The 15,847-nt window shown below is 74.7% G+C and carries 1 protein-coding gene; it reads right to left on the reverse strand.

Annotated elements, in window-relative coordinates; translation table 11 throughout:
• Positions 1-12: 12 nt before the first annotated feature.
• On the reverse strand, positions 13-15,843 hold the full coding sequence (locus ACH4DX_RS07600) for an SDR family NAD(P)-dependent oxidoreductase (protein ID WP_398154394.1): 15,831 nt from the start codon (positions 15,841-15,843) through the stop codon (positions 13-15).
• Positions 15,844-15,847 lie beyond the last annotated feature (4 nt).

Raw genomic sequence — 15,847 nt, forward strand, 5'->3', positions numbered from 1 at the left:
TGGGCGGGCGGTTCAGGAGATGCCGAATTCCTTGCCGAGCAGGTCGAAGACCTCGTCGTCCGTGGCCGCTTCGAGGTCGTCGGACGCCTGCGCGGCGGCGTCGGCACGGCTTTCCCGCCACACGGCGAGGAGCGCGGCGAGGCGGGCACCGACCCGGTCGTCCTCGTCGTCGCCCGGTGCGACCGAGGCGATGCTCGCCTCGATGCGGCTCAGCTCGGCGAGCAGCGGCGCCACCCCGTCGGGTTCCTCGACGACCAGCGCGCCCTCGATGTGGCCGACCAGGTCGAGCGGCGTCGGGTAGTCGAAGATCGCCGTGGCGGGCAGGCGGAGGCCGGTGGCGACGCCGAGCCGGTTGCGCAGCTCGACCGCGGTCAGCGAGTCGAAGCCGAGGTCGGTGAACGCGCGCCGCTCGTCGACCGCCCCGGCGCCGGGGAGCGCGAGTACGGCCGCGACGTGCGCGCACACCACGTCCACGAGCGCGGACGTCCGCTCGGTCACCGGCAGCGCCGCGAGCCGGTCGCGCAGCGCGGCGGCCGGGTCGGCCCCGCTGTCCACCGCCCTGCGGGCCGTCGTCCGCACCAGGCCGCTGAACACCGGTGGCACCGCGGGGAGTTCCCGTACGGCCCGCAGGTCGAGTCGCATCGGTACGAGGACGGCGTCGTCGCCGAGTGCCGCCGCGTCGAACAGCTCCATGCCCTCCTCGGCGGACAGGCCCGCGGCTCCGGTCCCCGCCATCCTGGCGCCCATGCCGTCGTCCCCGGCCCACAGGCCCCACGCCAGCGAGGTCGCGGGCAGGCCCTGCGCCCGGCGGTGCCGGGCCAGCGCGTCCAGGAACGCGTTGGCGGCGGAGTAGTTGGCCTGGCCCGGATTGCCGAACGTGCCCGCCGCCGAGGAGAACAGGACGAACGCCGACAGGTCCAGATCCCGGGTCAGCTCGTGCAGGTGCCAGGCCGCGTCCACCTTGGGCCGGAACACGGTGTCGACGCGCTCCGGCGTCAGCGATCCGACCACGCCGTCGTCCAGGACACCCGCCACGTGCACGACCGCCGTCACGGGGTGCTCGGCGAGCAGCGCCGCCACCGCGTCCCGGTCCGCCACGTCGCAGGCGACCGTAGTGACGTCGGCGCCGAGGCCCGTCAGCTCCTCGTGCAGCGCACCGACTCGGCCGCGCCTGCTCGCGAGGACCAGGCGGCGCACTCCGTGCCGGGCGACCAGGTGCCGCGCCACGAGGCCGCCGAGCATCCCGCTCGCACCGGTCACCAGGACCGGGCCCGCTCCGAAGCCCCGCTTCTCGGACTCGGCGTACGAGGGTGACTCCGACCCCGTCCGCGCGGTGCGGGCCCGGGTGAGCCGGGGCACGAACGTCTCTCCGGCGCGTACGGCCAGCTCGGGTTCCGCACTGACGACGGCCGGCTTCCAGCCGTCCGCGTCGTCGACGTCCACGAGGACGAAGCGGTCCGGGTTCTCCGCCCGCGCCGCCCGCAGCAGTCCCCACACGGCGGCGGACGCCAGGTCCTGGGCGTCGCCGGTGTCGACCACCACGGCGCCGTGGGTCACGAGGACCAGGCGCGAGGCGGCGCAGCGCTCGTCGGCCAGCCAGTTCTGGACCAGTTCGAGGGCGGTGTGCACCTGCCTGCGCACCTCGCCCGCGTCCACCTCCCCGGACCGTGCGCACCGCACCACGACGTGCTCCGGCAGCGTCTCGCCCGCGTCGAGCGCCGAGCGCACCGCGGCCCAGTCGGCGAACTCCGCGACCGCGCCCGCCGCACCGGCGCCCACGGCCGCCGCCGGAGCGGGCACCCAGTCGAGCCGGAACAGCGACTCGTGTCCGCGCGCCGCTCCCAGCGAGTCCGGCGACACCGCGCGCAGCACCAGCGAGTCCACCGTCGCGACCGGCGCGCCGGAGCCGTCGGCGACGGCGACGGCCACCGCGTCGGGGCCCACCGGCGTCACCCGCACCCGCAGTGTGGTCGCGCCCTCGGCGTGCAGCCGCACGCCCGTCCACGCGAACGGAAGGCGCCCGTGCTCGACCGGGGGCAGCGCACCGAAGGCGACCGCGTGCAGCACCGCGTCGAGCAGGGCCGGGTGCACGCCGAATCCGGCGACGGCGCTCTGCTCCTCGATGGCGACCTCGGCGAACACCTCGTCCTCGCCGCGCCACACCGACCGCAGGCCCTGGAACAGCGGCCCGTAGGCGAAGCCCGCGTCCGCCATGCTGTCGTAGAAGCCGTCCAGTTCGACGGCCTCCGCGTCCGCGGGCGGCCACGCGCCGAGTTCCGCGGGCGCGCCGCCGTCCTCGGCGAGGACGCCGCTCGCGTGCCGGACCCACGGCAGGTCGCCGTCCTCGCCCCGGGCGTGGACCGTCACCTGGCGGCGCCCCGACCCGTCCGGCGCGCCGACCCGTACCTGGACCTGCGTACCGCCGCGCTCGGGCAGCACCAGGGGCGTCTCCAGCGTCAGCTCCTCCACCGAGGCGCAGCCGACCTGGTCGCCCGCGCGCACCGCGAGGTCGACGAACGCCGTCCCCGGCAGCAGCACCGAACCCATGATCCGGTGCTCGGCGAGCCACGGGTGCGTCGGCAGCGACAGCCTGCCCGTGAACAGGACGGTGTCCTCGTCCGCGAGGGCGACCGCGGTGCCGAGCAGCGGGTGCCCGGCGGAGCCGAGTCCGAGCCCGGTGGCGTCGGTGGCGGGCCGCGCGCCGGTGTCGGGCCAGAACCGCTGGTACTGGAACGCGTACGTCGGCAGGTCGACGCCGTGGCCGCGGCCGGGGAAGTACGCCTCCCAGTCGATCGGTACGCCGCGTACGTGCAGCTCGGCGAGGGCGGTCACGACGGCCTCGCCCTCCGCCCGGTCGCCGCGCAGCACCGGGACGAAGGCCGCGTCCGGCAGGGTCTCCTGTCCGAGGGCCGAGAGGACACCGCCGGGGCCGATCTCGACGAGGACGTCAGCGCCGGTGGCGGCGACGGCGTCGGCGAACCGCACGGACTCGCGCACGTGCCGCACCCAGTACTCCGGCGAGGCGAGTTCCTCGGCGGTGGCGCGGGCGCCGGTCAGCGTCGACACGATCGGGGTGGTCGGCGCCTCGTACGACACGCCTTCGAGCACTCGGCGGAACGCGTCGAGGACGGGCTCCATCAGCGGCGAGTGGAACGCATGGCTGACCTTGAGGCGGGACACCTTGCGACCCGCCTCGCGCCACCGCTCGGCCGCCGCGTCCACATCGGCGGCGGCGCCGGAGATCACCACGGACGTCGGGCCGTTGACCGCCGCGATGCCCACCGTCTCCGGCAGGTCGGGGGCGACCTCGGCCTCGGACGCCTGGAGGGCGACCATCGCGCCGCCGGAGGGCAGCGCCTGCATCAGCGCACCCCGTGCCGACACCACCTTCGCGGCGTCGGCGAGCGACCACACACCGGCGACGTGGGCCGCGGCCAGCTCGCCGATGGAGTGTCCGGCCAGGACGTCGGCCCGCACGCCCCACGACTGGAGGAGGCGGAAGAGGGCCACCTCCACGGCGAACAGCGCGGGCTGCGTCACGCCGGTCTCGTTCAGGGCGTCGGCGTCCTCGCCGAACAGCACCGCACGGACCAGCGGGTCGAACGCGTCCAGTACGGCGTCCAGGGCCTCGGCGAACACCGGGAAACGAGCGGCCAGTTCACGGCCCATGCCGAGCCGCTGCGAACCCTGGCCCGAGAACAGGAAGCCGACGCGGTGCTCGTCGGTGACGCCCAGGACGACTCCGCCGCCCGGCCGTCCCTCGGCGGCGTCGCCGAGCCCGGCGAGCAGGTCGTCCAGGTCCCTGCCGACGACCGCGAGCCGGTGTTCGAACCTGGTCCGCGAGGTCGCGAGCGCCCGGGCGACGGCCGCCGGGTCCAGGCCGGGCCGCGCGGCCACGTGTTCACGGAGCCGCACCGCCTGGTCGCGCAGGGCGCTCCCGGTGCGGGCGGACAGCAGCCAGGGTCCGGGCGACGCCACGGGTGCCCGCGGGGCGTCCGGGGCCTGCGTTGCGTCGGTGGCCTGCCCTGCGTCCGGGGCCTGCGGTACGTCGGTGGCCTGCGGCGCGTGAGCGTCCTGCGGCGCGTCGGCGTCCTGCGCGGGTTCGGAATCCGCGCTCTCGATGATCACGTGCGCGTTGGTGCCGCTGAAGCCGAAGGACGACACACCGGCCCGCCGGGGCCGGTCGGCCCGCGGCCACGGCTGGGCCTCGGTCAGCAGCCGCACGGCGCCCGCCGACCAGTCGATGTGCGGCGAGGGCTCACCGACGTGCAGCGTCTTCGGCAGCACGCCGTGCCGCAGCGACATCACCGTCTTGATGACGCCGCCGACGCCCGCGGCGGCCTGGGTGTGCCCGATGTTGGACTTCAGCGAACCGAGCCACAGCGGCTCGCCCGCACGGTCCCGCCCGTAGGTGGCGAGCAGGGCCTGTGCCTCGATGGGGTCGCCGAGGGTCGTGCCGGTGCCGTGGGCCTCGACGGCGTCCACGTCGGACGGCGACAGGCCCGCACCGGCCAGCGCCTGCCGGATCACCCGCTGCTGGGAGGGGCCGTTGGGGGCGGTCAGGCCGTTGGACGCGCCGTCCTGGTTGACGGCGGAGCCCCGTACGACGGCGAGGACCTGGTGGCCGTTGCGCCGGGCGTCGGAGAGGCGTTCCAGTACGAGCATGCCGACGCCCTCGCCCCAGCCGGTGCCGTCGGCGTCGGCGGAGAAGGACCTGCACCGGCCGTCGCGCGAGAGGCCCTGCTGGCGGCTGAAGTCGACGAAGGCACCGGGTGTCGCCATGACGGTGACGCCGCCCGCGAGCGCGAGGGAGCACTCCCCCGACCGCAGTGCCTGCGCCGCCAGGTGCAGTGCGACCAGCGACGACGAGCACGCCGTGTCCACGGTCATCGCGGGCCCTTCGAGGCCGAACGTGTACGACACGCGCCCCGACGCGACGCTGCCCGCGTTGCCCGTGCCGAGGAAGCTCTCGGAGCTCTTCGACACGCCGTGCAGCTGTGCGGCGTAGTCGTGGTACATGACGCCCGCGAACACGCCGGTCGCGCTGCCCCGCAGCGACTCGGGGTCGATGCCGGCCCGCTCGAAGGCCTCCCAGGAGGTTTCCAGGAGCAGTCGCTGCTGGGGGTCCATCGCCAGCGCCTCGCGCGGGGATATCCCGAAGAACGCCGGGTCGAACTGGTCGGCGTCGTGGAGGAAGCCGCCCTCGCGGGTGTAGGAGCTGCCGTCCCGCTCGCCGGTCGGGTCGTAGAGCGCCTCCACGTCCCAGCCGCGCCCGGTGGGGAACGGTGTGATGCCGTCGGCGCCGTCGAGAACCAGTCGCCACAGGTCCTCCGGCGAGCGGACGCCACCGGGGTAGCGGCAGCTCATGCCGACGATGGCGATCGGCTCGTCGGCCGGGGCCGCGGCCGTGCCGGTGGGCGCCGCGGCGACGGGCGCGTCCGCGGACTCCGCGCCGATGTACGCGGCGAGTGCCGCGGGCGTCGGGTAGTCGAAGACGAGGGTGGCGGGCAGGCGCAGGCCCGTGGCCGTGTTGAGCCGGTTGCGCAGGTCGACGGCGGTCAGCGAGTCGAAGCCCAGCTCGGTGAACGCCTGGCCGGACGCGACCGCCTCGGGGCCCGCGTGCCCGAGCACCGCGGAGGCCTGGGTGCGGACGAGGTCGAGCAGCACGTGCTCGCGCTCGTCCTCGGTGAGCGCGGCGAGGCGGTCGCGGAGCGCCGCGGCGGGGTCGCCGCCGGTCCCCGCGGCCCTGCGGTGCGTCGTCCGTACGAGGCCGCTGAGCAGCGGGGGCACCGCCGGGAGTTCCCGTACGGCCCGCAGGTCGAGCCGCATCGGTACGACGACGGGGTCGGTCCCGCGGACGGCGGCGTCGAACAGCGCGACGCCTTCCTGCGCGGACAGTCCCGTGGCCGCGGACTGCGCGACCCCGGCCCCCATGCCGTCGGCCCACAGGCCCCAGGCGAGCGAGGTCGCGGGCAGGCCCTGGGCGCGCCTGCGCCGGGCCAGGCCGTCGAGGAACGCGTTGGCCGCCGCGTAGTTGCCCTGACCGGCCGCGCCCAGCGTGCCCGCCGCCGATGAGAACAGCACGAACGCGGACAGGTCCAGATCCCGGGTCAGCTCGTGCAGGTGCCGGGCCGCGTCGACCTTGGGCCGGAAGACGGTGTCGACCTGGTCCGGGGTGAGCGAGGCGATGGTGGCGTCGTCGAGGACACCCGCGGTGTGCACGACGGCGGTCACGGGGTGCTCGGCGAGGAGCGCGGCCAGCGCGTCGCGGTCCGCGACGTCGCAGGCCGCGAACGTCACCTCGGCGCCCTGCGCGACCAGTTCGGCCCGCAGTGCGTCGGCGCCGTCCGCCGCGGGGCCGCGCCTGCTGGCGAGCACCAGACGCCCGACGCCGTGGGCGGCGACGAGGTGCCGGGCGATCAGGCTGCCGAGCCCACCCGACGCGCCGGTCAGGAGCACTGTGCTGGCGGGGCCGAACGCCGGTCCTGTGTCTGTCGCCTCCGGTCGCACCCGCGCCAGCCGGGCGACGAGGACCCGCCCGTCCCGTACGACGGCCTGGGACTCACCGGCCGCCAGCGCGGCCCGCAAGCCGTCGGCGTCGGCGGCGCCGGAGTCGGTGTCGGTGTCGGTGTCGGTGCCGGTGCCGGAGTCGGTGTCGTCGGTGTCCACGAGGACGAAGCGGTCCGGGTCCTCAAGCTGGGCGGACCGCACCAGGCCCCACACCGCGGCGGACGCCAGGTCCGGCACGTCGTCGTGGGGGTCCACCGCGACGGCGCCACGGGTCACGAGGACCAGGCGCGACGCCGCGCACCGGTCGTCGGTCAGCCAGCCCCGCACCAGTTCCAAGGCGTCTAGGGTCGCCCGGCGCACGGCGTCCATGTCGTGCGACCCGGGGCAGCGCACGACGGCGTGGTCCGGCAGCGACGCGCCCGCGTCCAGCGCCGACCGCACCGCGGCCCAGTCCGCGAACTCCGCGACCGAACCCACCGAAGCCGTCGAACCCACGGAAGCCACGGAAGCCACCGAACCGGCGCTTCCGGCCGGCACGGGGGCGGGCACCCAGTCCAGGCGGAACAGCGCATCCCGGCCCTGGTGCGGCAGTGTCCCCGCTACGGGCCGCAGGACCAGCGAGTCGATCGTGGCCACCGGGGCACCGGAGCCGTCCGCGACCGCCAGCGACACGCTGTCCGTGCCCGTGGGCGTCAGCCGCACCCGCAGCACGGTCGCGCCCGAGGCGTGCAGTCGCACCCCCGACCACGAGAAGGGCAGCCTGCCGGGGCCCGCGGCCCCGTCCGTCAGCGCTACGGCGTGCAGGGCGGCGTCGAGCAGCGCCGGGTGCAGGCCGAACCCGTCCGCGCCCGCGCCGTCGGGCAGCGCGACCTCGGCGAACACCTCGTCACCGGCGCGCCATGCGGCCCGCAGCCCCTGGAACAGGGGGCCGTAGCCGAAGCCGCCGTCGGCCATGCGGTCGTACAGGCCGTCCAGGTCCACGGCCCGCGCCCCGGCCGGCGGCCAGGCACCGGCCTCGGCCGCGGGTGCCTCGGTGCTCTGCGCGAGCACACCGCTCGCGTGCCGCACCCACAGGTCGCCCTCGTCGTCCCGCGCGTGCACCGTCACCGCACGCCGTCCGGACCCGTCCGCGACGCCGACCTGCACCTGTACCCGTACGCCGCCGCGCTCGGGCACGACCAGCGGCACTTCGAGCGTCAGCTCTTCCACCAGGTCGCACCCGACCTGGTCGCCCGCGCGCACCGCGAGGTCGAGCAGCGCCGTGCCGGGCAGCAGGACCGAGCCCTGGACGACGTGGTCGGCCAGCCACGGATGGGTCGCCACCGAGAGGCGGCCGGTGAACAACTGCCCGTCGGATTCGGCCGTCTCGACGATCGCGGCGAGCAGCGGGTGTCCGGCCGCGCCGAGCCCGGCCGCGTCCAGGTCGCCTGCCGCCACTCCGGCGTCCAGCCAGTAGCGCTGGTGCTGGAACGCATAGGTGGGCAGGTCGACGCGGAGCGCGCCGCGACCGGCGAAGAAGGCTTCCCAGTCCACCGGCACGCCCCGCGTGCACAGCCGGGCCACGGCCGAGATCAGCGCGGGCTCCTCCGGGCGGTCGTTCCGCAGCGCCGGGACGAACCCGGCCTCCGCCGCGGATTCCTGGCCGAGGGCGGACAGCGTGCCGCCGGGGCCGATCTCGACGAACGTCGCCACGCCCTCGCCCGCGAGCGTGCGGACGGCGTCGGCGAACCGCACCGACTCCCGCACGTGCCGCACCCAGTACTCGGGGGACGCCAACTCCTCGGCCGTCACGCGGGTGCCGGTCAGCGTCGACACGATCGGCACGGTCGGGGCCTCGTACGCCACACCCTCGAGGACCTGGCGGAACTCGTCCAGCATCGGGTCCATCAACGGCGAGTGGAAGGCGTGACTGACCTTAAGGCGCGACACCTTGCGGCCCGCCGCACGCCACCGCTCCCCCACTATCTCCGCGTCAGCAGCAACACCCGAAACCACCACCGAAGACGGACCGTTGACCGCCGCGACACCCACCGTCTCCGGCAGGTCGGCGGCAACCTCGGCCTCGGACGCCTGGATGGCCACCATCGCGCCACCGGCGGGCAGCGCCTGCATCAGACCGGCGCGCGCGGAGACCACCTTGACGGCGTCGGTCAGCGACCAGACTCCGGCGACATGCGCCGCCGCCAGCTCACCGATGGAGTGACCGGCCAGCAGGGTGGGCCGGATGCCCCACGCGTCGAGGAGGCGGAAGAGGGCGACCTCGACGGCGAACAGCGCGGGCTGCGTCACGCCGGTCTCGTTCAGGGCGTCGGCGTCCGCACCGAACAGCACCTCCCGCACCCGCAGATCGAACGCGTCCAGCACGGCGTCCAGGGCCTCGGCGAACACCGGGAACCGGGCGGCCAGTTCACGGCCCGTGCCGAGCCGCTGCGCGCCCTGCCCCGAGAACAGGAAACCCACGCCGCCCGCCGCCACGGACCCGGTGTCGAGGCCGGGGTGCGACCGGCCTTCGGCCAGTGCGGCGAGCCCGTCGAGGAGTGCGTCCCGGCCGTCCGCCACGACCACGGCCCGGTGGTCGAACGCGGACCTGGTGGTGGCCAGCGAGTAGGCGACGTCCAGTTCGCCGGTCGCCGGGTCGCCCGCCACGTGGTTCCGCAGCCGCGCGGCCTGCGCCCGCAGTGCCTCCTCGCTCCGCCCGGAGAGGACCCACGGCAGCACGCCGTCGACCGGCACGGGACGGTGTCCGTCGGCCGGTACGTACTCGATGATGGTGTGCGCGTTCGTCCCGCTCACGCCGAACGACGACACACCGGCCCGCCGCAGCCGACCGGTCTCGGGCCACGGCTGTGCCTCGGTCAGGAGCTGGACGGCGCCCGCGGACCAGTCCACCTTGGACGAGGGCTCGCCGACGTGCAGGGACCGCGGCAGCACCCCGTGCCGCATCGCCATGATCATCTTGATGACACCGGCCGCGCCGGCGGCTGCCTGCGTGTGGCCGATGTTCGACTTGACGGAGCCGAGCCACAGCGGGGCTCCGGTGCGGTCCTTGCCGTAGGTGGCGAGGAGCGCCTGGGCCTCGATGGGGTCGCCGAGGGTGGTGCCGGTGCCGTGGGCCTCGACGGCGTCCACGTCGGACGGGGTCAGGCCCGCGCTCGCCAGGGCCTGGCGCATGACGCGCTGCTGGGCGGGGCCGTTGGGGGCGGTGAGGCCGTTGGAGGCGCCGTCCTGGTTGACGGCGGAGCCCCGTACGAGGGCGAGGACCGGGTGCCCGTTGCGGCGGGCGTCGGAGAGGCGCTCCACGAGGAGCATGCCGACGCCCTCGCCCCAGCCGGTGCCGTCCGCGTCGTCGGAGAACGACTTGCAGCGGCCGTCGGCGGACAGGCCGCGCTGGCGGCTGAAGTCCACGAACGTCCCGGCGGTGGCCATCACGGCGACACCGCCCGCGAGTGCCATGTCGCACTCGCCGGACCTCAGGGCCTGCACCGCCATGTGCAGGGCGACCAGGGACGACGAGCACGCCGTGTCCACCGTGACGGCGGGGCCCTCGAGACCGAGGGCGTAGGCGACGCGGCCGGACGCGACACTGCCGGACGAGCCGGTGCCCAGGTAGCCCTCCACGTCCTCGGGAACGGCACGCAGCCGCGCCGCGTAGTCGTGGTACATCAGGCCCGCGAACACACCGGTCGCGCTGCCCCGCATGGTCTCCGGGGCGATCCCGGCCTGCTCGAAGGCCTCCCAGGAGGTTTCGAGGAGCAGTCGCTGCTGGGGGTCCATGGCGAGGGCCTCGCGCGGGGAGATCCCGAAGAACGCCGGGTCGAACAGGTCGGCGTCGTGCAGGAAGCCGCCCTCGCGGGTGTACGAGGTCCCGGGGTGTTCGGGGTCCGGGTGGTACAGGGCGTCCAGGTCCCAGCCGCGGTTGGCGGGGAACTCGCTGATGGCGTCGCCGCCGTCGACGACGAGTCGCCACAGGTCCTCGGGCGAGTTCACGCCGCCCGGGTAGCGGCAGCTCATGCCGACGATCGCGATGGGCTCGTCGGTCACGGCGACGGTCCTGCGCGTGGGCGCCGCGGCGACGGGCGTGCCCGCGATCTCGGTGCCGATGAACGCGGCGAGGGCGGCGGGGTTCGGGTGGTCGAAGACGAGGGTGGCGGGCAGGCGCAGTTCGGTTGCGGCGTTGAGGTGGTTGCGCAGTTCGACGGCGGACAGTGAGTCGAAGCCGAGTTCCTTGAACGCGCGGTCGGGTGCGACGGCCTGCGCCGAGGTGTGGCCGAGGACGACGGCCACGTGGTGCAGCACGAGGTCGAGCAGTGCTTCCTGCCGTTCGGTCGCTGTCAGCTCCGCGAGCGACCGCGCGAGGGCCGACCCGGTCACCGCGGCGGACTCGGCGGTCCTGCGTGCCGTGCCGCGTACGAGTCCGCGCAGGAGGTGCGGTACGGGGGTGGAGCGTGCCTGCCGGTGCAGGACGGGCAGGTCGAGGGGCACCGGGGCGAGGAGTGCGCGCCCCGTGGTGCCGGCCGCGTCGAACAGCGCGAGGCCGCGTGCGGCACGCAGGGGGATCAGGCCGCCCCTGCTCATCCGCTGCGTGTTGGCCTCGTCGAGCCGCCCCGCCATACCGCCTTCCTCGGCGTCCCACAGGCCCCAGGCCAGCGAGGTCGCGGGCAGGCCCTGGTCGCGGCGGTGCTGGGCGAGCGCGTCCATGAAGGTGTTGGCCGCCGCGTAGTTGCCCTGGCCGGGTCCGCCGAGGATGCCGGACACGGAGGAGAAGAGGACGAACGCCGACAGGTCCCCGGCCAGCTCGTGGAGGTGCCAGGCGGCGTCGACCTTGGGCCGGAAGACGGTGTCTATGCGCTCCGGTGTCAGCGAGCCGATGGTGCCGTCGTCCAGGACACCTGCGGTGTGGACGACCGCGGTGACCTCGTGCTCGGCGAGGAGCGCGGCCACCGCCTCGCGGTCGGACACGTCACAGGCGGCGAGCGTCACCTCGGCGCCTTGCGCCGCCAGTTCGTCCCGCAGTTCTTCGGTGCCCTCGGCGGCGGCACCACGCCTGCTCACGAGCAGCAGATCCCGTACGCCGCGCTCGGCCACCAGGTGCCGGGCGAACAGACGGCCAAGCGTGCCCGTGGCACCGGTGACGAGGACGGTTCCCGTACCGAAGCCGGGGTCGTCGGTCACGGACTGCGCCACTCTCGCGAGGCGCGGCGCGCTGACCGTCCCGGAGCGCAGGGCGAGTTGTGGCTCACCGGTGGCCAGGGCGGACGGCAGCGCGTCGAGCGAGGCCGCCTCGTCGTCGAGGTCCACCAGGACGATCCGGTCGGGGTTCTCCGACTGCGCGGAACGCACCAGGCCCCACACCGCCGCCTGCGCGACGTCCCGCACCTGCTCGTCGACCGACGCGGCGACCGCACCCCTGGTCACCACGGCCAAACGCGCCGCGTCGAACCGGTCGTCGGCGAGCCACGTCCGGACCGCGTCCAGCGCCCAGTACGCCACTTGGTGGGCATCGGCGGCCAGGTCGGACGCGGAGGTGCCGGGGCACGGCAGGACGACGAAGTCGGGCAGTCCCGCCGACTCCGCGAGTGTCTCCAGGTCGGTCCACTCGACCGACGGCACTTCGCCGTCGGCCGAAGGCTCCGGCACAGGCAGGGGTGTCCAGTCGACGCCGAACAGCGCGTCACCCTGTGTGCCCGCGGTGGCCTCGGCGGGTGCGGCCGGGCGGAAGACCAGCGAGTCGACCGTGGCCACCGGGGCCCCCGCCCCGTCCACGGCGGTGAGCGCCACCCTGTCCGCGCCGGTGGGCGTGAGACGCACCCGCAGCGCCGTCGCACCGGAGGCGTGCAGCCGTACGCCCGACCACGCGAACGGCAGCCTGCCGGGGGCGTCGGCCTCGATCATCAGGCCGAAGACCTGCATCGTCGCGTCGAGGAGCGCCGGGTGCAGACCGAATCCCTCGGCCTTCGCGCCGTCGGGCAGCGCCGCCTCGGCGAACACCTCGTCGCCCTTGCGCCATGCGGCCCGCAGCCCCTGGAACACCGGCCCGTACCCGAAGCCGCCCGCTGCCATGCGGTCGTAGTAGCCGTCCAGGTCCACGGCCTCCGCGCCCGCGGGCGGCCACTCGGTCAGCGGGGCCGCGCCGGGGTGCCCGCCCGCCCGCAGCAGGCCGGTGGCGTGGCGGGTCCACGGACGGCCGTCGTCGGTGTCGCCCTCGCTGGAGTGGAAGGTCAGTTCGCGCCGGCCCGACTCGTCGGCCGCGCCGACCCACACCTGCACCCGCACCGAGCCCTCCTCGGGCAGGACGAGCGGTGTCTCCAGGGTCAGCTCCTCCACCACGTCGCAGCCGACCTGGTCGCCCGCGCGCACCGCGAGTTCGACGAACGCCGTGCCGGGCAGCAGCACCGAGCCCATGATCTCGTGATCGGCGAGCCACGGGTGGGTCTGGACCGACAGCCTGCCGGTGAGCAGCACACCGTCGGTGCCGCCGAGCGTCACGGTCGCCCCGAGCAGCGGGTGCTCGGCGGCGCCGAGCCCGGCCGCCGTGACGTTTCCGGTCACCGGCAGCACGTCGAGCCAGTGACGCTCGCGCTGGAAGGCGTACGTCGGCAGGTCCACCCGCCGGGTACCGCGCCCGGCGAAGAACACCTCCCAGTCCACGCGCACGCCCCGCACGTGCAGGTGTGCCGCGGCCGTCGTGGCAGCCACGGCTTCCGGGCGGTCGCCGCGTAGTGCCGGTACGAAGACCGCGTCCGGCGCGGACTCCTGGCCGAGGGCGGACAGCGTGCCGCCGGGACCGACCTCGACGAACGTGGTGACTTCGTCGTCCACGAGCGTGCGCACGGCGTCGGCGAACCGCACCGACTCGCGCACGTGCCGCACCCAGTACTCGGGCGACGCCAACTCCTCGGCGGTCGTCGCCCTACCCGTCAGCGTCGACACGATCGGGAGGGCGGGAGTCTCGTACGCCACCTCTTCGAGGACCCGGCGGAAGTCGTCGAGCATCGGGTCCATCAACGGCGAGTGGAACGCGTGACTGACCTTCAAACGGGATACCTTGCGGCCCGCCGCACGCCACCGCTCCCCCACCGCCTCCGCGTCAGCCGCAACACCCGAAACCACCACCGAGGACGGACCGTTGACCGCCGCGACACCCACCGTCTCCGGCAGGTCGGAGACGACCTCGGCCTCGGACGCCTGGATCGCCACCATCGCACCACCGGACGGCAGCGCCTGCATCAACGCACCCCGAGCCGACACCACCTTCACCGCATCAGCCAGCGACCACACACCAGCCACATGCGCAGCCGCCAACTCACCGATCGAGTGACCGGCCAGCACATCGGGGCGCACACCCCACGACTCAAGGAGGCGGAACAGCGCCACCTCCACCGCGAACAACGCGGGCTGCGTCACCCCCGTCTCGTTCAGGGCCTCGGCGTCCGCACCGAACAACACCTCACGCACCCGCGGGTCGCACTCCGTGAGGACGGCGTCCAGAGCTTCGGCGAACACCAGGAAACGATCGGCGAGTTCACGACCCATGCCGAGGCGCTGCGCACCCTGGCCCGAGAACAGGAAACCCAACCGGCCCGGCTCGTCCGCGACCCCCGTGACGACGGCGCCGGACGGCGCGCCCTCGGCCACGGCCGTGAGGGCGTCGAGGAACTCGGAACGGTCGGCGGCCACCACCACCGCGCGGTGTTCGAGGACCGCGCGTGAGGACACCAGCGCACGGCCCACGTCCGCCACCGTCAGGTCCGGCGCCCCGGCCACGAAGGCCTTGAGCCGTGCCGCCTGCTCCCGCAGCGCCTCGGCGCTCCGTGCGGAGAGGGTCCACGGGGTGAGCGCGGCGGGCACCGGCTGCGCGGCCTCCGCCTCCTCGGTGTCGGGGGCCTGCGGGGCCTGCTCGACGATGACGTGCGCGTTCGTACCGCTGACTCCGAACGAGGACACACCCGCCCGCCACGGCTGTCCGGTCTCAGGCCACGCCCGTTCCCGCGTCAACAGCTCGACGGCGCCCGCGGACCAGTCGACGTGCGTCGACGGCTCGTCCACGTGCAGGGTCGGCGGCAGCACGCCGTGCCGCATCGCCATGACCATCTTCATGATGCCCGCGACACCGGCGGCGGCCTGGGTGTGGCCGATGTTCGACTTGATGGAGCCCAGCCACAGCGGCCGGTCGGCGGGGCGGTCCTGGCCGTAGGTGGCGAGGAGCGCCTGCGCCTCGATGGGGTCGCCGAGGGTCGTGCCCGTGCCGTGCGCCTCGACCGCGTCGACCTGTGCCGCGGAGAGCCGCGCGCTCGCGAGGGCCTGCCGGATCACGCGCTGCTGGGAGGGGCCGTTGGGGGCGGTGAGGCCGTTGGACGCGCCGTCCTGGTTCACCGCCGAGCCGCGGATCACCGCGAGGACGGGGTGGCCGTTGCGCTGGGCGTCCGAGAGGCGCTCCAGGAGCAGCAGCCCCGCGCCCTCACCCCAGCCGGTGCCGTCGGCGGCCTCCGCGAACGCCTTGCACCGGCCGTCGGATGCGAGGCCGCGCTGCCGGCTGAACTCGATGAAGGTGTCGGGGCTGGCCATCACGGTGACGCCGCCCGCGAGGGCGAGGCCGCACTCGCTGTGCCGCAGGGCGTGCACCGCGAGGTGCAGGGCGACCAGGGACGACGAGCAGGCGGTGTCGATGGTCAGGGCGGGGCCTTCGAGGCCGAGCACGTAGGAGATGCGGCCGGACACGACGCTGGCCGCGTTGCCGGTGAGGAAGTAGCCCTCGTACCCGTCGGGGACGCCGCCCTTGGCCAGACGAGCCAGATAGCCCTGGCCGTTGGTGCCGATGAAGACACCGGTCTTGCTGCCGCGCGCCGAGTCCGGGGCGATGCCCGCGCGCTCGAACGCCTCCCAGGACGTTTCGAGGAGCAGCCGCTGCTGGGGGTCCATCGCCGCGGCCTCGCGCGGGGATATCCCGAAGAACGCGGGGTCGAAGCGGTCGGCGTCGTAGAGGAAGGCGCCCTCGCGGGTGTAGCTCGTACCCGTCCGGTCGGGGTCCTCGTCGTAGAGCTGCTCCAGGTTCCAGCCGCGGTTGGTGGGGAACTCGGAGACGGCGTCGCGGCCCTCGGCCACGAGGTGCCACAGGTCCTCCGGCGTGCGTACGCCGCCGGGGAAGCGGCAGCTCATGCCGACGATCGCGATGGGTTCGACCTCGCGCTCCTCGGCCTCGCGGAGCTTGCCACGCGCCTCTTGGAGGTCCACCGTGGCTCGCCGGAGGTAGTCGAGGTACTTCTCCTCGTTCGACATTGTTTGCGGCCTTTCAGGCGAGTTCATCGGTTCAGGACCCGAGGGATTCGTCTTCATGGGT

The organism is Streptomyces sp. NPDC017940 (assembly GCF_044328435.1).
Lineage (GTDB): Bacteria > Actinomycetota > Actinomycetes > Streptomycetales > Streptomycetaceae > Streptomyces.

What these genes read in the sequence shown, in the direction of transcription:
- ACH4DX_RS07600 (WP_398154394.1), bottom strand. Translation starts at nt 15,843, where the DNA reads ATGAAGACGAATCCCTCGGGTCCTGAACCGATGAACTCGCCTGAAAGG.